Source organism: Rhodococcus sp. PBTS 1 (genome assembly GCF_001620025.1).
Classification (GTDB): domain Bacteria; phylum Actinomycetota; class Actinomycetes; order Mycobacteriales; family Mycobacteriaceae; genus Rhodococcoides; species Rhodococcoides kroppenstedtii.
Window position 1 is genome coordinate 1,792,420 of record NZ_CP015219.1, and the last position, 21,059, is coordinate 1,813,478.

Below are 21,059 nucleotides of genomic sequence, written 5' to 3' on the forward strand. Positions count from 1 at the left end.
AGGAAGTACATGTCCACCCTCGAAATCCGCGACCTGCACGTCGACGTCGCCCAGTCCGACGATGCGGCACAGCCGATCGAGATCCTCAAGGGCGTGAACCTCACGGTCTCGTCCGGCGAGACGCACGCCATCATGGGCCCCAACGGCTCCGGCAAGTCCACGCTGTCCTACGCCATCGCCGGCCACCCCAAGTACCGGGTGACCTCCGGGTCGATCACGCTCGACGGCGAGGACGTCCTCGAGATGTCGGTCGACGAGCGTGCCCGCGCAGGCCTGTTCCTGGCGATGCAGTACCCGGTCGAGGTGCCGGGCGTGTCGATGTCCAACTTCCTGCGGACCGCCGCCACCGCCGTCCGCGGCGAGGCGCCGAAGCTCCGCCACTGGGTCAAGGAGGCCAAGGAGGCGATGACCGAGCTCGACATCGATCCCGCCTTCGCCGAGCGCAGCGTCAACGAGGGATTCTCCGGTGGCGAGAAGAAGCGCCACGAGATCCTGCAGCTCGGGTTGCTCGCACCGAAGATCGCCATCCTCGACGAGACCGACTCGGGTCTGGACGTCGACGCACTGCGCGTCGTCTCCGAGGGTGTCAACCGGTACAAGGAGCGCCAGAACGGCGGCATCCTGTTGATCACGCACTACACGCGCATCCTGCGGTACATCACCCCGGAGTTCGTGCACGTCTTCGCGGGCGGACGCATCGTCGAGTCGGGTGGGGCGGAACTCGCCGACGAGCTCGAGACCAACGGGTACGAGCGCTTCACGAAGTCCGCCGCGAGCGCATGACCGCGGCCGTCGCTCTCGACGTCGCCCGGGTGCGGGCCGACTTCCCGATTCTCGGACGGACGGTCCGCGACGGGAAGCCGCTGGTGTACCTCGATTCCGGGGCGACGTCGCAGCGGCCGACGCAGGTGCTCGACGCCGAGCGGCACTTCCTCACCACGTGCAACGCCGCGGTTCACCGCGGCGCGCATCAGTTGGCGGAGGAGGCCACCGACGCCTACGAGGGTGCTCGCGCGGCCATCGCCGCGTTCGTCGGTGCGGACGCCGACGAGGTGGTCTTCACCAAGAACGCCACCGAGGCGCTCAACCTGGTGACCCACGTTCTCGCGGACGACCGGTTCGACCGGGCGCTGGGTCCGGGCGACGAGATCGTGATCACCGAGCTCGAGCACCACGCGAACCTCGTGCCGTGGCAGGAGCTCGCCCGGCGCACCGGGGCGACGCTGCGGTGGTACGGCGTGACCGACGACGGCCGGATCGATCTGTCCTCGCTCGAGCTGACGGACCGCACGCGGGTGCTCGCCTTCACACATCAGTCCAACGTCACGGGTGCCGTCGCTCCGGTCGAGGACCTGGTGAGCCGGGCCCGAGCGGTCGGGGCGCTGGTCGTACTCGACGCGTGCCAGTCGGTGCCGCACATGCCGTTCGACTTCCGCGCCTTGGGCGTCGACTACGCCGCGTTCTCCGGGCATAAGATGCTCGGGCCGTCGGGCGTCGGCGTCCTACTGGCCCGGCGCGACCTGCTGGCCGCGATGCCGCCGTTCGTGACCGGCGGCTCCATGATCGAGACCGTGACCATGGAGGCCACCACGTACGCGGCGCCGCCGCAGCGCTTCGAGGCGGGTGTCCCCATGACCTCGCAGGTCGTCGGTCTCGGTGCCGCGGTCGACTATCTGACGGCACTGGGCATGGACGCCGTGGCCGCCCACGAGCACGAGCTCACCGCCGCGACGCTGGCGATGCTGGCCGATCTCGACGGGGTCCGCGTGATCGGCCCCACCGACACGGCGGATCGCGGCGGCGCCGTGTCCTTCGTGGTCGACGGGGTCCATGCACACGACCTGGGTCAGATCCTCGACGACGAGGGCGTGGCCGTGCGGGTGGGCCACCACTGCGCGTGGCCGCTGCACCGCCGGTTCGGCGTGGCCGCGACCGCGCGGGCGTCGTTCGCGGTGTACAACACGCTCGCCGAGGTCGATGCACTCGCAGCCGCGATCGTGCGTGCGCAGGACTTCTTCGGGGTGCGCCCGTGAGAATGGACGCGATGTACCAGGAGGTCATCCTGGACCATTACAAGCACCCCCACGGTCGCGGACTGCGCGATCCGTTCGACACCGAGGTCCACCACGTCAACCCGACGTGCGGTGACGAGGTGACTCTGCGCGTGCACGTGGTCGACGGCACCGTGGCCGACGTCTCCTACGACGGTCAGGGTTGCTCGATCAGCCAGGCCGCGACGTCGGTGCTCACCGACCAGGTCATCGGCAGGGCGGTGACCGACGCCCTGCGGACGGTCGACGCCTTCGCCGAGATGATCGGCAGCCGCGGCCGCGTCGAGGGCGACGAGGACGTCATCGGTGACGGCATCGCGTTCGCCGGCGTCGCGCAGTACCCAGCGCGGGTGAAGTGTGCCCTGCTCGGCTGGATGGCGTTCAAGGACGCCGTCGCGCAGTCCGCCACCAGCGCTCCCGACCCCGTTCCCACCCTGCCGCACCCCATCGGAGGACAGTCATGACCGACACCAACGAGGCCCCCGTCACCCCCGAGACGTCCGAGACCCTCGAGAATGCCGAGACCCCGGAGAACGCCGCGATCATCGCCGATCTCGAGGAGGCGATGCGTGACGTGGTCGATCCCGAACTCGGCATCAACGTGGTCGACCTCGGTCTCGTCTACGGCATCGCCATCGACGACGACGCGGTGGTCACCCTGGACATGACCCTGACGTCGGCCGCGTGCCCGCTGACCGACGTCATCGAGGATCAGAGCCGCAACGCGCTGGTACGCAGCGGTCTGGCCGAGGAGCTCAAGATCAACTGGGTCTGGATGCCGCCGTGGGGTCCGGACAAGATCACCGACGACGGCCGCGAGCAGCTGCGCGCGCTCGGGTTCACGGTGTGATCGGGCGCTCGTAGATGCGGTAGGTCCGCGTCGGATCCACCGGATAGGACGCGAGCACGGAGCGGAACCATCCGCCGTCCGACTGGACCGGCGCGGCCTCCACCGACCGGTAGCCCTGGTCGTGAATACGCTCGAACAGCTCGAAGATCAGCAGCGCGGACACGCCGCGGTCGGGGCACGACGGGTCGACGAACATCATGTCCAGGCGGACGTGGTCCCGACGGGCTCGACCGCCGGGTCCACGCCAGCGCAGCAGGGTGTGCAGGTCCCGCACCAGCCCGAACCGAGACCGGACGGCGCCGAGTGCGGCGCGGTTGACGTCGGGCAGGCCCATGACGAAGCCGACCAGCTTGCCGTCGAGTTCGGCGAACAGGACGATCTCCGGGTCCATGACGGGCCGCATGGTGGCGGCCAGGGCTCGCATCTCGTCGGCGTCGACGGGCGTGAAGCCCCAGAAGTCGGCGAACGCGGTGTTGTACAGCACGCGGACGCGTTCGAGGTCCTCGTCGAACGTCGCCGGGTTCATCGGCCGCACGGTGACGGAGGACCGCGCCTTCCACCTCTTGCCCATCTCGTACTTGCGGGCGAAGATCGGCGTCTGCACCAGGGTGTGCGGGTCCTCGCTGAAGAAGCTGTGGAAGTCCTTCGCGCCGGTCAGACCCCACGACTCGAGGTGGTCCGCGTAGTACGGCGGGTTGTGCGGCATTCCGACCAGGGGAGGAATGTCGTTGCCGTGCACCAGAACTCCCGCACTCCAGAGCATCGACGGGCTCATCGGGCCGACGACGGTGGTGAGCGAGCGTGCACGTCCCCACGCGGCGACGGCGTCGAGCAGTGCGTGCGAGACGGCCGGGTCGTCGACCGCCTCGAAATACCCGAAGAAGACCGTCGACGCTCGGTACTGCCGATCGAAGACGTGATCGTGGATCGCGGCGATGCGCCCGACGGCGCGACCGTTGCGGTACGCGAGGAACGCTCGCGTGGTGATGCGACTGCGTGTCCCCGCCGACGGCGATACCAGGATGTCGCCGACGTCCGCCGCGTCCCCCGGGATCCAGTTCGGATCGTCGCGGTAGACCAGGAAAGGCACACCGCGGAAACGCGCCCAGTCGCGACGGGTGCGGACGGGCCGCACGTCCACGTCGGAGCGTCGGGTGATGGTCACGGTCATGTCGTCCTCCTCGGGCCGAGGCCCCTGATCGCCCCGACCGTCGGTTCGTCGGGTTCGGTGGGGGTGCGGGCCGCCGCCCTCACGCGGGCGAGCACGGATTCGCCGGCCCACACGTACTGGCCGGGCCGGACGTCGACGGCCGACACGAGCGAGTCCGGCAGGAACACGTCGCACTGCGAGCCGAACCGGATGAGTCCGTACTGCTCACCCCGGGCGAGGTGGTCACCGGGCCGGGTGTGGGCGACGATGCGATCCACCCACAGGTCGGCGATCTGCGTGACGTAGACGACCGCCCCGGTGGCGTGCCGCAGTCCGATGGTGAGACGCTCGTTGGTGAGCAGGTACTCGCAGTCCCGGTCGTACGGCCGTTGCCGCAGAACGAGATTGGCGGTCATGCGGGCCATCGACCGGTTGAACGGGGCCGCGCCGCGGTGCTCGCGCAGGGTCACCGTGCCCTCGACGGGTGCCCGGTTCCGGTGGACCGAGTGCTCGGTCATGTAGGTCCCGACCAGCCATCCCGAGACGCCGGGTTCGGAGGGGTCGGCGGCGGCCACGCCCGCGTACTCGGTGAGCGGGATGGACCGCCGTTTCTTGATCGCGACGGGTACCTCGCCGTCGTCGACACGCTTGACGTAGGTGACGTACCCGTCGGCGGCGGCGACGACGGTGTTCTCGTCCTCCGGAGGAACGCGCACGGGGTCGCGCAGGAAGGCGGCGCTGCGCCAGTACGAGTACCCGGCGACCACCGCCGCTGCGGTTGCCGCCGCCGCAGCCCGCGGCCGGGTCATGCCGCCCCGCCGTGGTCGATGCGTTCGGCGAGGCTCACGAACCGGTCGTACAGCCGAGTTCCCAGAAGGCGGTCGATCAGCACGGCGGGTGCGCCGAGCGCGACGACGGCGAGGTAGTAGACGAGCCCGAGGACGAACTGCACGAGGTCCCCGGTCCAGGTGCGGACGGCGTACCGACGCCCCGGCTGGACGAACACCGGTTGCGTCGGTACCCGGCCGGAGGGCGGCGGGCGGTGCGGGTGGGGACGCGGCGTCACGCCGAGACGAGGCCGGTACGCCGACCGGTGATGTCACGGAACTCGATGTGCGCGAGGTACTTCGCGAACAGCGCCGTATGGTCCCACCACGAGGTGTCCGTGCCGGCGGGCAGCACCGACGGAGCGTTGGAGCGGCGGATCAGATCGTTGACGTCCGACCCGAGCAGAGCCGCGGTGCGCGCCGGGGGGATGTGCTGGTTCACGCGCCGGACGAACTCGTCGAACGGCACCAGATCGAGGCCGAGAGCGTCGGCGAGCACGGCGTTCGAGTACGGCTCGGGGTTCGACGGCACGAGGTACGCCAGCGGGGAGTCGGCGAGCGCGTTGTCGGCGAGGACCTGCGTCAGCACGTCCACCGGTGCGTAGTTCATGCCCGGCCCGTCCCACAGCGCACCGACGCTGTTGCCCAGCTCGATGGCGCGCCAGAAGCTGTAGACGCGACCCGGGTCCTTGCCGACGGTGGTCGATCCGAGCACGTACGGGGACTCGCACAGCGTCACCGAGGCGAGCGCGTCGGCGTTCAGCCACCGCAGCAGACGGCCGTTGATCCACTTCATCTGGCAGTAGCCCGAGTACCACCACGAGTCCGGGCGCAGGAAGTCCTCCGGATTGCAGTAGAGGAAAGCCCCGATGGAGCCCATGTAAGTGAGGTGCTTCCGGCGCGACTCGAGGGTGAACTGCACGACGCGCAGCAGGGACTCGAACCAGTCGCGGCGCAGGTCGAGGTACGTGGCGTCGTAGTCGGTGCTGCTCGCGGAGTTGAAGACCTGGTCCACCGTCTCGCGGAGATGGACGAAGGTGGCCTCGTCCAGACCGAAACGGGTTCGGGTGGGCACCGCCTCGATCACGGTGATCTTGGACCGGTCGATGTTCGTGATGTCGTAGCGCGCGACAGTCTCCTCGAACCGATCGGCCGCGGGCACGTCCGTGCTTCCGCGGACACCGGCGTAGACGGTGGTGACGTCGTCACGGGTCGACAGTTCCGCCACCAGGTGCGCGCCCACGAAGCCGTTGGCGCCGAACACCAGGGCGACCTCGTGCCGCGGCTCGGGCATGTCCGCCACCGCGTCGGCGGTCGCGGAGTCGAGGACCGGTCGCAGCAGAGTGGCGTCGCCTGCGCTCAGAGCGGCGATGTCCGCGTACTTGCGCGGAAACAGCAGCGACGGTGCGTCCGCGGTCAGTGCCACGACCGGACTGACGAGATGGGCGTCGTTTGCGACGGTCGTGAACTCGTGCTCGAACATGTGTCTCTCTCCCCGACTGGTTCCCCCGACAGCCGACTCGGCCGACGTCGACCACGTTCGTTGCGTGGCGTCAGGAAGGAACTCTAAAGACGGGTTCTCTGTGACATAACACCTTCGGCGTTGTGAGGCTTACGGATACGACCCCGGCGAATTGTGTTCGTGTCACGCGCCTTTGCGTTCGCTGTGGTCCGCTGCACCACTGCTTTTCTTGGCGGGAGCCTTCTTCGCGGCAGTCTTGTTCGCGGCAGTCTTCTTCGCCGCGGTCTTCGTGGCCGCCGTCTTCTTCGCGGGAGCCTTCTTCGCCGCGGTCTTCTTCGCCGGGGTCTTCTTCGCCGGGGCCTTCCTGGCCGGGGTCGTGTCGGTGTCCTTCTCGGAGTCACCGTCACCGCTGTCCGACGCGCGCCCGCGCCCGGACCGGCCGGCGGCCTCGACGCTGCGCTGCAGTGCGGCAACCAGATCGACGACCTCGGCGTCCTCGCCCGTGTCCTCGTCCTCGCGCTCGAAGTGGACGACCTTCTCACCGCCGTTCTCGATGGCCTCGTCGAGAACCTTCCGCAGCTCGATCTGATAGTCGTCCGTGTACTCCGACGGGTCGAAGTCGCCGGACATGCTCTCGACCAGCGCACCCGCCATCTTCAGTTCCTGCGGCCGCGGCGCACTCACGCCGTCCAGCGAGCCGAACTCGGCGGCGCGGACCTCGTCAGGCCAGAGCAGGGTCTGGATCATGAGTACGTCCTCGTGCACCCGCAGGGCCGCGAGCCGGGTCTTCTGCCGAAGGGTGAAGTGCACCAACGCCGTTCGATCCGTCTCGGTGAGGGTGTCCCGCAACAGGACGTACGCCTTGGGCGACGTCGAGTCCGGCTCCAGGTAGTAGCTCTTGTCGTAGAGGATCGGGTCGATCTGTTCCGTCGGGACGAACTCGAGCACCGGGATTTCGTGCTTCTCGGCGGCAGGGAGCGAGGAGAAGTCCTCGTCGGTGAGAATCACGCGATCGCCGTCGGGCGACTCGTACGCCTTGTCGATGTCGGCGTACTGGACGGATTCGCCGCACACCGAGCACTTGCGGTCGTACTTGATGCGACCGCCGTCCTTGCCGTGGACCTGGTGGAACTTGATGTCGTGGTCCTCGGTGGCGGTGTACACCTTCACCGGCACGTTCACCAGCCCGAAGGCGATGGCGCCTTTCCAGATCGATCGCATGGTGTCAATCTTGGGCCACGGATCGTCACGGCGCCACCACCCGTCACGGCAACCACGGAACCGACACGCGTGCGCGTCGGCCGACGGTGCGGACGATGGCACGTCGGTGGCCTGATCCGGCCCCGCGAAAGAGCTCGCCCATGGCCCGCGCCGTCCCCGGGAGGTCGCCGTCGCCGGAGAGGTAGGCGCGCTGCGCGGCCACGGGGAGCTCGAAGAACCGGTCGAAGAAGTCCGCGAGCTCGTCCGGCGGCAGACCCAGCAGCACCTGTCCGCCGAGTCGCCGCAACGACGTCACCGCGGCGGTGGCCCGGGAGGTCACCGGGGTGCCGTCGACGACGTGGCGGGCGAGCGCGTCGGCCCGGCGCAGGGACGACGCGACGCTGTACCCGGTGGCCGGGTGCAGCGCCGCGCTGCGGGCGCCCGTCACCTCCACGCCGGCCGGCGTTACCGACGGCGGGGCCATGGCGAACCGCACGCGTTCGACGGCCTCGTCGCCGCGGAGCGCGACGCCGCGATGCTGCAGGCGGCGGTGCAGTCGCGCGGCCAGCTCGGGTTGGTCGGGTCCGGGCTCGCCGACGAGCGACGTCTCCTCGAGCAGCACCCGATCGGCGTCGAGCTGCACGCCGTAGAGGAACGTGGGGTGTTCGTGCGGGTCCGTGCCGTTGTCATGCCGCCAATCCATGACCAGGGTCTCGGCGCCCCCCAGCGCCGGTTCCGCGACCTCCGGACGCACGATCACCCCGTACGCCCGTTGCTCGGGGACTCCCGGCCCGACGGCCGAACCGCGCGCGTCGATCACGACGCCCGCGCCGAGGCGGCCCCCGCTGCGGAGTGTCACGCCCCGCGCATCGACGCTCACCGCGACGTCCCGCACCACGGCGGCCGGGTCGACGGTCAGGGCCCGCTGCAGGGCCACGGTGTCGAGCACCGTGTAGGCGCGGGCCACGTGGTGCCGACGGGCGCCGACGACGGTGGCGGACCGGGTGGTCGTCGCGCGCACGTCGGCCGGGAGCCACGCCGGCAGTTCGTCGTCCCACATCGCGTAGGTCTGCGTCCACCGACGATCCGGGTGCGGGTCGACGAGGACGACGACGGCCCCCGCCGCCGCAATGCGGTGCGCCGCGGCGCGTCCGGCCGGTCCCGCACCGACCACCACGGCGTCGGGTGAGGGGAACACGGTCAGAGCGATCCGGTGGCCAGCAACCCGCCGTCGACTCGCACGGTCTCGCCCGTGATCCAGGAGGCGGCGTCGGAGGCGAGGAACCCGACGAGCGCCGCGACGTCCTCGGGCGTGCCCAGTCGCTTCATCGGGTAGCCCTGCGACGCCGCGTCCTCACCGCCGGCGACGAGGGCCTCCGCGAACTTGGTCTTGACGACGCCGGGCGCGACCGCGTTGACGCGGATCCGGGGTCCGAGTTGCCAGGCGAGCTCCTCCGTCAGCCGGATCAGGGCGGCCTTCGAGGCGCCGTAGGCGGCGATGACGCCGGTCGAGCGCAGGCCGGCGACACTCGCGAGATTGACGATCGCGCCGCCGTGCTCACCCATCCAGGCGTGGTAGGCGCGCTGCGTGTACCCGAGGGTGGCGACGACGTTGACGTCGAAGATCTTCTTGACCCCGTCCAGGTCGGCGTCCATGAGGGCGCCGTAGACGGGATTGATCCCGGTGTTGTTGACGAGGATGTCCAGCGATCCCAGTTCCGCGACGGTCCGGTCGACGGTGGACTGCCGGGAGTCCGCGTCCCCGGCGTTGCCCGCGATGGGCAGGACGACGCCGCCGGGCACCGCGGCACGCAGGTCCTCCGCCGCGGCGTTCAGCTGGTCCTCCTTGCGCGCGGTGATGGTGACCGCGGCGCCGCGGGCGAGCAGGTCGGCGGCGACGGCCTTGCCGATGCCGCGACTCGCTCCGGTGACGAGGGCGACGCGGCCCTGCAGATCGGTGTGGGTGCTCATGGCGCAGACGTTAGCGGAGTCACTCTCGGGCGGTGAATTCACTGGTTCGCGGCGGATAGAATGAGGGTTTGCCGCATCGTCGACGTTGGGAGTTCGTGCCGTGATCACCGCCACCGACCTGGAGGTTCGTGCCGGTGTGCGCACCCTTCTCTCCGCCCCGGGGCCCGCGCTGCGGGTGCAGGCGGGCGACCGGATCGGCCTGGTGGGCCGCAACGGCGCGGGCAAGACGACGACGCTGCGCATCCTGGCGGGGGAGGGCGAGCCCTACGCGGGGTCCGTCACCCGCACGGGCGAGCTGGGATACCTCCCGCAGGACCCCAAGGAGGGCGATCTCGACGTCCTGGCCAAGGATCGCGTCCTCTCCGCGCGTGGCCTCGACTCGCTGCTCCGGAAGATGGAGAAGCAGCAGGCCCTGATGGCCGAGGTCGCGGACGACGAACGCCTGGACAAGGCGGTCCGGAAGTACGGGGAACTCGAGGAGCGGTTCGCCTCGCTCGGCGGGTACGAGGCCGAAAGCGAGGCCGCCCGCATCTCCAACAGCCTGGGGCTGCCGGACCGCATCCTCGCGCAGCCGCTGCGCACGCTCTCCGGCGGTCAGCGTCGCCGGGTCGAGCTCGCCCGCATCCTCTTCGCCGCCTCCGACGGCAGCGGCGGCCGGTCGGGCACCACCCTCCTGCTCGACGAGCCGACCAACCACCTCGACGCGGACTCCATCACCTGGCTGCGCGGGTTCCTGCAGAATCACGAGGGCGGGTTGATCGTCATCAGCCACGACGTCGAGTTGCTCGCGGACGTCGTGAACCGCGTGTGGTTCCTCGACGCCGTCCGCGGCGAGGCCGACGTCTACAACATGGGGTGGAAGAAGTACCTCGACGCACGCGCCACCGACGAGCAGCGACGACGCCGCGAGCGCGCCAACGCGGAGAAGAAGGCATCGGCACTGCGGGCGCAGGCTGCGAAGATGGGCGCCAAGGCCACCAAGGCCGTCGCGGCGCAGAACATGGTCAAGCGTGCCGACAAGCTGCTCGCGAACCTCGACGAGGAACGCGTGTCGGACCGGGTGGCGCACATCCGATTCCCCGAGCCGGCGCCCTGCGGCAAGACACCGCTCATGGCGTCGAACCTCACCAAGGTCTACGGCTCGCTCGAGATCTTCACCGGCGTCGATCTGGCGATCGACCGGGGATCGCGCGTGGTGGTGCTCGGTCTCAACGGCGCGGGCAAGACCACGCTGCTGCGCATCCTGGCGGGGACGGAGAAGTCCGACTCGGGCGGTCTCGAGCCGGGCCACGGTCTGCGCATCGGCTACTTCGCGCAGGAGCACGACACGCTCGACGACATGGCCTCGGTCTGGGAGAACGTGCGCCATGCCGCGCCCGACACTCCCGAGCAGGAACTCCGGTCGCTGCTGGGTGCGTTCATGTTCACCGGGCCGCAGCTCGAGCAACCGGCCGGCACGCTGTCCGGCGGTGAGAAGACCCGTCTCGCGCTGGCCGGCCTGGTGTCCTCGGCCGCGAACGTGTTGCTGCTCGACGAGCCGACCAACAACCTCGACCCCATCTCGCGCGAGCAGGTCCTCGAGGCGCTGCGCAGCTACAAGGGAGCGGTGGTGCTGGTGACACACGATCCCGGAGCGGCCGAGGCGCTGTCGCCCGAGCGCGTGATCCTGCTGCCCGACGGCACCGAGGACCACTGGTCGCAGGACTACCTGGACCTCATCACGCTGGCCTGACAGCCAGCACTCCGTTCTCGTCGGTCACCTCGATCGTGCGCCCGACCAGCGGGAGCGCATCGGGCCACGCGCCGGACGCCGTCGTGCGTCCGGCGACGCGGCGGCCGTCCGCGGTCTCGGCGATCAGCAGGGTCGCGTCGGGAGTGCCGTCCCGTCCGTAGGTGGTGGCCGCGGTGAGGACCCTGACCGGTCCGCGGTGATCGGTGACGACATCCGCCGCTCCCGGTGCGATCGTGACGACGTCGCTGTCACCCACCCGTCCTCCGGGGCGCGGTTCCGCGCCGAGCAGGACGACGTGCTGGTGCGTCAGGTACCCACCGTTGGCGTGGACCAGAGCCGGGCCGGCGGTGCGATCGCGGCGGAGCCGGCGTACCGCCTCGGCGATGCCGTGGAGGCTGTAGCTCGACAGGGGACCCCCGAAGAACGAGTGGCCGCCCAGCAGCGTGGGCAGCAGGTCCTCGGCCGCGCCGATCGACTGCAGCTCTGCCAGCAGCAGTTTGGGAACGATCGGGAAGCAGCTGTAGGCATCGACGAGGGCCGGCGGACCCGCGACGCCCAGGCGCTCCATCACGGAGGCGAGAGCGGGGGAGTGCTCGAAACTGCTGCGCCGCACCACGTCCGGGGTGTCGGCGGCGCCCGCACCACCCCACACGTGAACGACGCGATCCTCGGGAACGCCCTTCTCACGCGCGGTCTGCAGCGAGCACACTACCACGGCCGCGGCCTGGTCGACGAAGGGCATGGCGTTCATCGACAGCGGATAGGCGTCGGAGACGGCCCGGTTGTCCGCTGCGACGGAGGCGATCTCGTCGGCGGTGCGGGCACCCGGGTTCCAGGCCGCGGGGTGGTCCGCGGACACCGCGGAGAACCGCGCGTACAGTTCGGCCGACTCTGCGCGAGCACGCTCGGCGGTGAGACCGAGGGCGTGCGCACGGGCGTTCTCGAACAGCGGGTAGATCTGGACCGGAGCGAGGATGCCCGCGCGCTGCATGGCTGCGCTGCCGAGGTCCTCCGGGTCGAAGGCGGGCGGTCCGCCGGGTTCCGCGGTCCACCCGGCGTCCACCGGATCCCGACCGGCCTTGCCCAGCCCCCGCAGCGACGCCTGCGCCTCGCCGCCGACCACGAGAGCCACGTCGTCGGATCCGTCGGCGATCCCGTCGGCGACGGCGTTCAGCAACGCCACCGGCCAGTGTCCGCCGACCGTCGTCGTGAACGACGTCCGCAGGGTCCACCCGTGACGACGGGCGAGCAGGCCGGGCAGATCGTCGTACCGCCAACTGGTGGTCCGGACGGCGTCCACCCGCGTCACGGCGTCCGCCAGTCCCGAGGCGCCGGTGTCTCTCAGCGCACGCTGGACGGCGTCGTCGACGAGACCGAGCGGTTCCGCCGGTGTCGGCGGCCGGGTCGCCGAGCCGCGGGAGAGGTCGGCGACGCCGACGATCACCGGCAGTCGGCGTGGATCGATCCCGGTCATGCGCGCTCCCGTCGGACGGATTCCTCGACCAGGTCGAGGACGGCGGACAGGTCGTCGGTGTCCTGCCCGGAGGCCAGGCGGGTCACGAGTCCGTCCATGACCAGGTCGAGAAAACTCAACAGGACGGTGGTGGGTACGTCGTCACGCAGTCGGCCCGCGGACCGCTGACGCTCGAGGCGCGCGAGCACGGCCCCACGCAGTTCCACCGAGCGTTCCGTCCACCCGGCCCGGAACTCGGCGTCGGTCTTGAGGCGGCGCGCGATCTCGAGACGCGTGCCGAGCCAGTCGAAGTCCTCCGGTGCGGCCAACATGTCCCGCATGACCTGCACCAGTCCCTGGTCCGCGGCGACGTCGGCCATCCGGTGGGCGTCGTCCCGCGCCAGGGCGAGGAAGAGCCCGTCCTTGTCCTTGAAGTGGTGGAAGATCGCGCCGCGGGACAGCCCGGTGGCCTCCTCGAGCCGACGGACGGTGGCGCCCTCGTAGCCGTACGCGGCGAAACAGCGCCGGGCACCGTCGAGGATCTGACCGCGACGAGCGGCGAGGTGGTCCTCGCTGACCTTCGGCACTTTCCGTCTCCTGTTCTTCTCGGGGCACCATCGCAGAACGCGCACGACCGCCGAGCGATCGTGCGCGTTCCGCGTGGGGTGTCCGGCTACGGACCGGTCGATGTCCTGGTCGGACTCAGCCGATCATATTGCGCAGCACGTACTGCAGGATGCCGCCGTTGCGGTAGTACTCCGCCTCACCGGGGGTGTCGATGCGAACCACGGCGTCGAACTCGATCTTCTCGCCGTTCTCCTTGGTCGCGGTGACGTGCATCGTCTTGGGCGTGCGGCCCTCGTTCAGCTCCGTGATGCCGGAGATGTCGAAGGTCTCGGTGCCGTCGAGCTTCAGCGACGCCGCCGACTCGCCCTGCGGGAACTGCAGCGGCACGACGCCCATTCCGATGAGGTTGGAGCGGTGGATGCGCTCGAACGACTCGGTGATGACCGCCTTGACGCCGAGCAGGCGCGTGCCCTTGGCCGCCCAGTCGCGCGACGAGCCGGAGCCGTACTCCTTGCCGCCCAGCACGACCAGCGGGATGCCGGCCTCCTGGTAGTTCTGCGACGCGTCGTAGATGAAGGCCTGCGGGCCACCGTCCTGCGTGAAGTCGCGGGTGTAGCCGCCCGAGACGTCGTCGAGGAGCTGGTTGCGCAGACGGATGTTCGCGAACGTGCCGCGGATCATCACCTCGTGGTTGCCGCGTCGCGAACCGAAGGAGTTGTAGTCCTTGCGCTCCACGCCGTGCTCGTCGAGGTACTGCGCCGCCGGTGTTCCCGGCTTGATGGCACCGGCCGGCGAGATGTGGTCGGTCGTGACCGAGTCACCCAGCAGCGCCAGGACGCGGGCACCGGTGATGTCGGAGACGGGCTCCGGATCCTTCGGCATGCCGTCGAAGTACGGAGGCTTCCGCACGTAGGTGGACTCGCTGTCCCACTCGAACGTCTTGCCGTCCGGGGTGGGCAGTCCGCGCCAGCGCTCGTCGCCCTTGAAGACGTCGGCGTAGCCCTTGGTGTACATCTCCTTCGAGATCGACGAGTCGATCGTGTCCTGGATCTCCTTGGGGGAGGGCCAGATGTCCTTCAGGAAGACGTCGTTGCCCTCGGAGTCCTGACCGAGCGCGTCGTGCTCGAAGTCGAAGTCCATGGTGCCGGCCAGTGCGTACGCGATCACCAGCGGCGGCGAGGCCAGGTAGTTCATCTTCACGTCGGGGGAGATGCGTCCCTCGAAGTTGCGGTTACCGGAGAGCACCGCGGTGACCGTGAGGTCGTTGTCCTGGATCGCCTCGGAGATCTTCGGGTCCAGCGGGCCCGAGTTGCCGATGCAGGTGGCACAGCCGTAGCCCACGAGGTAGAAGCCGAGCTTCTCGAGGAACGGCCAGAGGCCGGCCTTGTCGTAGTAGTCGGTGACCACCTGCGAGCCGGGCGCCATCGAGGTCTTGACCCACGGCTTGCTGGTCAGGCCCTTGTCGACGGCGTTCTTCGCCAGCAGGGCCGCACCGAGCATGACCGACGGGTTGGAGGTGTTGGTGCAGGACGTGATCGACGCGATGGCGACGGCGCCGTGGTCGAGAACGAAGGAGCCCTGCTCCTCGGACTGCACCCGCACCGGGTTGGTGGGGCGTCCCTCGGAACCGTTCGCGGCGGAGTGCAGCGGTGCGGCGTCGTCGTCCGCGAAGGACAGCGTGGCCGGGTCGGAACCGGGGAAGGTCTCGTCGAGGGCCTCGTCCAGCTTGGACGGCGTCGCATCGGTCTTCTCGCCGCCCACGTAGTTGTGGATGTCCTTGCGGAACGCGGTCTTGCTGTCCGAGAGCAGGATTCGGTCCTGCGGACGCTTGGGTCCGGCGATGGAGGGGACCACGTCGCCGAGGTCGAGCTCGAGGTACTCGGAGTACGCCGGCTCGTTCTCGGGGTCGTGCCACATGCCCTGTTCCTTGGCGTACGCCTCGACCAGGGCCAGCTGCTCCTCCGAGCGACCGGTGAGCCGCAGGTAGGAGACCGTCTCGTCGTCGATCGGGAAGATCGCGGCGGTGGAGCCGAACTCGGGGCTCATGTTGCCCAGGGTCGCGCGGTTGGCCAGCGGCACCTCGGCGACACCCTTGCCGTAGAACTCGACGAACTTTCCGACGACGCCGTGCTGGCGCAGCATGTCGGTGACCGTGAGGACGACGTCGGTCGCGGTCACGCCCGGCTTGATCTCACCGGTGAGCTTGAAGCCGACGACGCGGGGGATGAGCATGGAGACGGGCTGGCCGAGCATGGCCGCCTCGGCCTCGATGCCGCCGACGCCCCAGCCGAGCACACCGAGGCCGTTGACCATGGTGGTGTGCGAGTCGGTGCCGACGCAGGTGTCGGGGTAGGCCTGACCGTTCCGGACCATGACGGTGCGCGCGAGGTGCTCGATGTTGACCTGGTGCACGATGCCGGTGCCGGGCGGGACGACCTTGAAGTCGTCGAACGCGCCCTGGCCCCAGCGCAGGAACTGGTAGCGCTCGCCGTTGCGCTGGTACTCGATGTCGACGTTGCGCTCGAAGGCGTCGGCGCGACCGAAGACGTCGATGATGACGGAGTGGTCGATGACCATCTCGGCGGGGGCGAGGGGGTTGACCTTCTCCGGATCGCCGCCGAGAGCGGTGACAGCCTCACGCATGGTGGCGAGGTCGACGATGCAGGGCACACCGGTGAAGTCCTGCATGATCACCCGGGCCGGGGTGAACTGGATCTCGATGGACGGATCGGCGGACGCATCCCAGTTCGCGATCGCGTCGATGTGATCCTTGGTGATGTTGGCGCCGTCCTCGGTGCGCAGAAGGTTCTCGGCGAGAACCTTCAGTGCGTAGGGCAGCTTCTCGGTGCCGGGGACGGCGTTCAGACGGAAGATCTCGTACGAGTTCTCTCCGACCTCCAGCGTTCCCTTCGCGCCGAACGAATCGATACTTGCGCTCACGTCAGCTCCAGTCGTCTTCTCTTCGCTACCGCCGACGGGGCTGTGTCGACGGTCTACGAGAGGAAGCGGGTCACCCGCGATCGGGTCGGATCGGGCTGGATCCGGCGCCGCTGCTCTCTCGGTTCGATCCTAACAGTACGCTTGTCCTGTAAGAAAGGCGCGAACCGTGTCCGGTCGGCGCGCCGTGGACCGGCGTACGGCCCTCATCGTTCTCCACCGACGACACAGGTGCAACGAGCGGGGTCCGCGAGCCGACCGTGCCGTAGGGTTCAGGCGCGATGTCGCTCTCATACTCCGTCCCGGTTCACGCTGCCCCCGCGGCGGCGGAGATCCCGCCGTTCGTGGACGTTCCGTCGACCCTGGCCGATGTCGCCGACGACGGCGTCTCGGCGCCGGCCGAGCTGGTCCCCGGCCTCGAGGCCGTCGTGGCTCGGGCGCAGGACGAGGGCATCGCCTTGAACGTCGTCGTTCTCGAGGAGCCGGCTCGGCTCGACTCGAACCTGCGGGATCTGGCCACCGAGGTAGGCGCTGCGGACGGGGGCACCGTGCTGGTGCTCGGTCCCGGCCAGGTGGGTACGTTCAGCGACAGCATCGACCGCGTGACGCTCGAGGCCGGCCAGGACAGCGCGTACACCTCGGACCCCGTTCTGTCGGCGAACCAGTTCCTCGACGTCGTGATCGCGCCGGGTCCGTCCTGGACCGGGCTGACGCTCGCCCTCGTGGCCCTGGTCGCGCTGGTCCTGGGTGCCACGGGGTGGGCCAACGCACTCCGGTTCCGGGCACGGCAGGACGGATCTGCACAGGACGCCGACATGCCCGGTGCCGCGGGAACGACCGCGGTGTCGGATACCGCCGACTCGAGGCGTGTCACCACGACAGACGCCGTGCGGCCGAACGATTAGGGACATCTCCCGAAGAAATTTTGCCCGGCCATTTCCGGACAACCTCCTGATCAGCGCAGATGCCGTTGTCGAACGACATCTGTGTCATTTGTGACTGGAGTTCCCTCAGCGATCAGAGTGTCGTACGGTTCACGTGGCACTGCTTGGGGAAGAAGTGTCGCAGAGGGGCGTTCGTGGTCTCCGGGTCGTGCGTGTCGGGCGTGACGATCGGTGTCGATCCGTCGTATCCGTGCTGCGTCGTGCCTTCCCTCGGCGCTGCGGGGTGACACGCGCGGCCGACACCAGCGCGGGGGACACGAGGGAGACACAGGTGAGTCGAACCGGCCTGAAGGGTCGACGGAGCGCTGCGGGCCGAACGCGGCGTCGGTCGATCGGTGTCGCGGTCCTGCTGGCGCTCTCCGTCGCGACGGCCGTCACGCCGCCCCTGGCCTCGGCAGTCCCGCCTCCGCCGCCCAATCCGTCGGACGCCGACATCGCGGGTGCGCAGGCGCGGGTCGGCGACGGCATCGCCCGCGTCAGCGACCTCATCGACCGAGTCGCCGCCGCGAATCAGCAGCTCGCCGCGCTCGACGCCGCCGTCGCCGTCAAGCGCGAGGACGTCAACAAGGCCCTCGTCGACCTCCAGAACGCGCGCTCCGCGGCCGACGCCGCGGCCGCCGCGGTGACCCTGGCGCAACGCGCGCTCCAGGACGCCGGCCAGGTCATCACGGATGCGCAGCGCAAGTTCGACAGTGCCGCCGTCACCGACTACATCCGCGGCACCGGAGCTGCCGGCGCATCGTCCCTTCTGGACGCCGACGGGCCGCAGGACGTGCTCGACCGCGCCCAGCTGCTGCGGTTGCTCTCCGCGAAGCAGAACGCCGTACTCGACGGCCTCCAGCGCGCCCGCACCGAACAGGCCAACCGGGACTCGGCCGCCCGAGCGAGCAAGCTCGAGGCGGACCGCGCTTCCGCCGCCGCCGACGCGAAGAAGGCCGAGGCGGAACAGGCCATCGCCGCTGCGGTCGCCGCGCAGCAGGACCAGTCCGCACGCAAGGCGGCCGTCGAGGCCAACCGCGACGCGGCCGCCGCCGAGCTGGAATCCGCCCGTGCCGGCGCCGCAGGCCTCGAAGGTCAGCGTGACGCGTACACCCGGTGGGACGCCCAGCGCCAAGTAGAGGAAGCCGCCGCGGCCGAGGCCGCTCGGCAGGCCGAACAGGCGGCCGCAGCAGCCGCAGCACGGGTCGCCGCCGATCAGGCCGCAGCCGACCGGGCAGCCGCGGCAGCGGCAGCCGCACCCGACCACACCGACCTCGTCGGGGCGACCCGACCGGGTGCCGGGACGTCCTCCGGGTCCGGCGCAGGTACGTCGGGGGGCACGGGCACGTCGGGAGGCACGGGTACGTCGGGCGGGAGCGGCACGTCGTCGGGCACCGGGACTTCGGGCACCGGCACGACGACGCCGAGCAAGCCGAGTGTCGGCAAGCCCGCGGTGACCGGTAGTGCGGCGATCGAGTTGGTGATCGACCGCGGAATGTCGGTGCTGGGGACGCCGTACTCGTGGGGTGGGGGTAACGAGAACGGGCCCACCAAGGGCATCCGTGACGGCGGTGTCGCCGACAGCTACGGCGACTACAACAAGGTGGGCTTCGACTGCTCCGGGTTGATGATGTACGCCTTCGGCGGCCTGGGCATTTCCCTGCCGCATTACACCGGGTACCAGTACACCGCGGGCAAGCAGGTCCCGTCCTCGCAGATGAAGCGCGGCGACATGCTGTTCTGGGGTCCGGGCGCATCGCAGCACGTGGCGCTGTACCTCGGTGACGGCACCATGCTCGAGGCGCCGCAGTCGGGCGACGTGGTGAAAGTGTCACCGGTGCGGTGGAGCGGCATGACGCCGTACGCCGTGCGCATGGTGGAGTGACACGCGCCCCCGCCCCCGCCCCGATCAGAACGGGGGTGGGGTGTCATCCGGTGGGATGACCCTGCGGAGTCGGTTGCGGTTGCGTTCCTGTCGTCGGCGGGCGTGTTTCTGCTCGGTGCGTGGGGCGGGTCGTTGGCGCTCGGCCGCAGCCCGTTTCGGGGGCGGTTTCGGTGTGCCTGCGGCGGGTGGGTCGCCGAAGACGATGGCGTCCAGTCCGGGGTGGACGTCGTGTCCGGTGAACGCCGGTCCGAGGACGGTGCGCCCGTCGGGGATGGTGATGGTGCGGATCAGCCGGCTCGGGTCGGTGGGGTCGGGGTACTGGTCGTCGACGAAGTCCCCAAACGTTTTCAGTAGGTGGTGGAAGCGGCATTTGGCGCCGAGTCCGGTCGCGTCGGTACGCCCACCCCGGTCGGGGTGGGTGTTGTCGTATTCGGTGATGTGGTCGAGGTCGCCGTCCCACGCTGGTCGGTTGCAGCCGGGCCAGGTGCAGAACAAATCCCGGGCACGGATGTACGCGTCGAGGGCGGCGGAAGGCCGGTAGGGGTTCGACGGTTGCGTCGCCGGGAGTGGGGTGTCGGTGCCGTCGCCCAATGGTCGGATGACGGTGCGGGGGTCGGCGGCGAGGTCGCGGACGTGGGCACCGGAGATGGTGCCGATGCCGGGGAGGAATCCGACGCCGTCGACGGTGTCCAGGCCGACGGACTTCTCGCACCTCCATGAGTTGTCACCGGCTCCGGCGGTATCGATCCGATCGGCGTCCGCGGTGACGTTCGGCCGGCCCGAGAACTCCGGTTCCGCCGCAACCGTTTCCGTAGCAACCGTTTCCGTAGTAACCGTTTCCGTAGTAACCGTTTCCGTAGTATCCGGTTCCGCCGTAACCGGATCCGTCGTAACCGGTTTCGGTGCGATCGTCTCGGCTCCGGCCGCGTTCGCGGTGGGATCGGCGCCGGGCCGCAGCGGTACATCCGAGTGGCCCATGTCCGGTCGCGCTGGGTGCTGGGTCGACCGGCAGACTCGCTCGGCCTCCGGCGCCGGGACGGGGCCGTCGAGGGTGGTGGTGTCGGTGACGAGGTGGATCACGATCCGCGGGGCGGTCGCCGCGAACTTCTCCAGGTCGATGTTCTTGTAGCGGCAGTCGGTGATGGGGCGGTCGCAGTCACACCCGAACTCCGTCTGGGTGACCAACGCGTAGTGCGCATCGGACGCGCGCGCGGCCTTGGAGCGGGTGTCCTTCGGGCACACCTGCTCCGCCAGTCGCCGCACCGCCTCGGCGAGAGCGGCGACGTCTTCGGCCGACCGGGTGTCCATGGCGGTGGCCATGCCGTCGCGGCCGGTCTCGACGGTGAACTCCCGATTCTGCTTCGCGGCGTCTCGGCGTTCGCGGACGGCGTCGGGATCACGGCGGTGCACCATCTTGTCGACCATCGTCTCCATCCGCGCCGGCGACCACGACCCGGGTCTGCGGAGGGCGCGGGCGATGTCGGCGTCGACCAGGGCGGCGTAGCACTGCCCCTCGATCAGTTCGGTGCGGGAGACGATGGTGCGGATGTGGTGAGGGGTGACGACACCGTCCCGCAGGCATTCCGCCACGAGAGGGAGCCGGTCCCGCAACGCGACGGCGTCGGTGAGCAAGGTGCGGGCGGCCCCCTGCGTGACCGACATCGTGGTGGCGATGGTGGCGGCGCAGCGGGTGAACGCATCGAGCTCACGCCGGTCCTCGTCCTCGAACGGCTCGACCAGTCGGGCGTGCATGGCGGCGGCGAGTCGGTATTCGAACCACTTCAGGTAGGCGACGCCGGCGGCAGCGTGGACCAGAGCGTCCAGCGCCCGGGCGGAGGGGAGGTCGGTGGTGGCGGGAAGACCGAGGGCGGCGTGGTCGAGCGCAGCCCACGGAACGGTGCTCGTCGCACCTGCCCCCACCTGCACACCGACCATGCCTTCGACCCCCCAGTCGCTCGTATGTTCGAGTGTACCGGCACCCACCGACACGGTCCATGACACGCACGCACGAACCCCGTGGCTCCAGCGGGGGAGTAGGCCGACGGCGTTTC

General features: G+C 69.8%; 18 protein-coding genes. 7 read left to right on the top strand and 11 right to left on the bottom strand.

All coding sequences use genetic code 11. The features are described 5' to 3' along the window. The first annotated feature begins 9 nt into the window (after positions 1-9). Genes sufC through A3Q40_RS08180 form a run of 4 tightly spaced genes read left to right on the top strand, consistent with a single transcriptional unit; the run spans position 10 to position 2,901 of the window. Positions 10-783, top strand: a complete 774-nt coding sequence (sufC, locus tag A3Q40_RS08165; protein ID WP_068101160.1) for a Fe-S cluster assembly ATPase SufC — start codon at positions 10-12, stop codon at positions 781-783. After that, positions 780-2,033, top strand: coding sequence for a cysteine desulfurase (locus A3Q40_RS08170; RefSeq protein WP_068101161.1), 1,254 nt, complete (start codon positions 780-782; stop codon positions 2,031-2,033). The genes sufC and A3Q40_RS08170 overlap by 4 nt, the downstream gene beginning before the upstream one ends. Beyond that, entirely contained in the window at positions 2,030-2,515 is a 486-nt protein-coding gene (gene sufU, locus A3Q40_RS08175; RefSeq protein ID WP_068101164.1) for a Fe-S cluster assembly sulfur transfer protein SufU, read from the top strand. The genes A3Q40_RS08170 and sufU overlap by 4 nt, the downstream gene beginning before the upstream one ends. Then, a complete protein-coding gene (locus A3Q40_RS08180; protein WP_068101167.1) occupies positions 2,512-2,901 on the top strand; it encodes a metal-sulfur cluster assembly factor in 390 nt (129 codons plus the stop codon). Before sufU ends, A3Q40_RS08180 begins: the two co-directional genes overlap by 4 nt. Here A3Q40_RS08180 and A3Q40_RS08185 read toward each other — a convergent pair. The 7 genes from A3Q40_RS08185 to A3Q40_RS08215 form a co-directional block, all read right to left on the bottom strand. After that, complete coding sequence (locus tag A3Q40_RS08185; protein WP_068101169.1) at positions 2,891-4,072, bottom strand: GNAT family N-acetyltransferase; 1,182 nt, start codon at positions 4,070-4,072, stop codon at positions 2,891-2,893. The genes A3Q40_RS08180 and A3Q40_RS08185 overlap by 11 nt on opposite strands. Next, positions 4,069-4,860 carry a phosphatidylserine decarboxylase gene (locus A3Q40_RS08190; protein ID WP_069972920.1) on the bottom strand — a complete coding sequence of 264 codons (792 nt, stop codon included), beginning with the start codon at positions 4,858-4,860 and terminating at the stop codon, positions 4,069-4,071. Before A3Q40_RS08190 ends, A3Q40_RS08185 begins: the two co-directional genes overlap by 4 nt. Then, positions 4,857-5,057: a hypothetical protein gene (locus A3Q40_RS08195; protein ID WP_068101172.1), complete on the bottom strand. Its 201-nt coding sequence runs from the start codon at positions 5,055-5,057 to the stop codon at positions 4,857-4,859. The genes A3Q40_RS08190 and A3Q40_RS08195 overlap by 4 nt, the downstream gene beginning before the upstream one ends. Before the next feature lie 56 nt (positions 5,058-5,113). Then, on the bottom strand, positions 5,114-6,361 hold the full coding sequence (locus A3Q40_RS08200) for an SDR family oxidoreductase (protein ID WP_068363280.1): 1,248 nt from the start codon (positions 6,359-6,361) through the stop codon (positions 5,114-5,116). Positions 6,362-6,523: 162 nt separating this feature from the next. Continuing rightward, the gene (ku, locus tag A3Q40_RS08205) at positions 6,524-7,561 is read right to left on the bottom strand and encodes a non-homologous end joining protein Ku (RefSeq protein WP_068101175.1); all 1,038 of its coding nucleotides are present in this window, start codon (positions 7,559-7,561) and stop codon (positions 6,524-6,526) included. A gap of 43 nt (positions 7,562-7,604) precedes the next feature. Next, complete coding sequence (locus A3Q40_RS08210; RefSeq protein ID WP_235606521.1) at positions 7,605-8,738, bottom strand: lycopene cyclase family protein; 1,134 nt, start codon at positions 8,736-8,738, stop codon at positions 7,605-7,607. A gap of 2 nt (positions 8,739-8,740) precedes the next feature. After that, complete coding sequence (locus tag A3Q40_RS08215; RefSeq protein WP_068101180.1) at positions 8,741-9,511, bottom strand: SDR family oxidoreductase; 771 nt, start codon at positions 9,509-9,511, stop codon at positions 8,741-8,743. Between the two features lie 100 nt (positions 9,512-9,611). On the opposite strand from A3Q40_RS08215, the gene A3Q40_RS08220 reads away from it, so the two are divergent. Further along, positions 9,612-11,243: an ABC-F family ATP-binding cassette domain-containing protein gene (locus tag A3Q40_RS08220; protein WP_068101181.1), complete on the top strand. Its 1,632-nt coding sequence runs from the start codon at positions 9,612-9,614 to the stop codon at positions 11,241-11,243. Here A3Q40_RS08220 and A3Q40_RS08225 read toward each other — a convergent pair. The 3 genes from A3Q40_RS08225 to acnA all read right to left on the bottom strand — a co-directional run bounded on the left by A3Q40_RS08225 (position 11,230) and on the right by acnA (position 16,203). Further along, a complete protein-coding gene (locus tag A3Q40_RS08225) occupies positions 11,230-12,717 on the bottom strand; it encodes an acetyl-CoA acetyltransferase (protein WP_068101184.1) in 1,488 nt (495 codons plus the stop codon). The two genes, A3Q40_RS08220 and A3Q40_RS08225, sit on opposite strands and share 14 nt — an antisense overlap. After that, entirely contained in the window at positions 12,714-13,283 is a 570-nt protein-coding gene (locus A3Q40_RS08230) for a TetR/AcrR family transcriptional regulator (RefSeq protein WP_068101187.1), read from the bottom strand. The genes A3Q40_RS08225 and A3Q40_RS08230 overlap by 4 nt, the downstream gene beginning before the upstream one ends. 115 nt (positions 13,284-13,398) lie before the next feature. Further along, positions 13,399-16,203 (bottom strand): aconitate hydratase AcnA, encoded by a 2,805-nt coding sequence (acnA, locus tag A3Q40_RS08235; RefSeq protein ID WP_068101190.1) that lies wholly within the window; start codon positions 16,201-16,203, stop codon positions 13,399-13,401. Between the two features lie 278 nt (positions 16,204-16,481). Here acnA and A3Q40_RS08240 point away from each other — a divergent pair, with 278 nt between their 5' ends. Further along, positions 16,482-17,105 carry an Rv1476 family membrane protein gene (locus A3Q40_RS08240; protein ID WP_069972921.1) on the top strand — a complete coding sequence of 208 codons (624 nt, stop codon included), beginning with the start codon at positions 16,482-16,484 and terminating at the stop codon, positions 17,103-17,105. Between the two features lie 310 nt (positions 17,106-17,415). Then, positions 17,416-19,008: an NlpC/P60 family protein gene (locus tag A3Q40_RS08245; RefSeq protein WP_068101193.1), complete on the top strand. Its 1,593-nt coding sequence runs from the start codon at positions 17,416-17,418 to the stop codon at positions 19,006-19,008. Between the two features lie 24 nt (positions 19,009-19,032). Here A3Q40_RS08245 and A3Q40_RS08250 read toward each other — a convergent pair whose 3' ends face one another. Then, entirely contained in the window at positions 19,033-20,943 is a 1,911-nt protein-coding gene (locus A3Q40_RS08250) for an HNH endonuclease signature motif containing protein (protein WP_068101196.1), read from the bottom strand. Positions 20,944-21,059 lie beyond the last annotated feature (116 nt).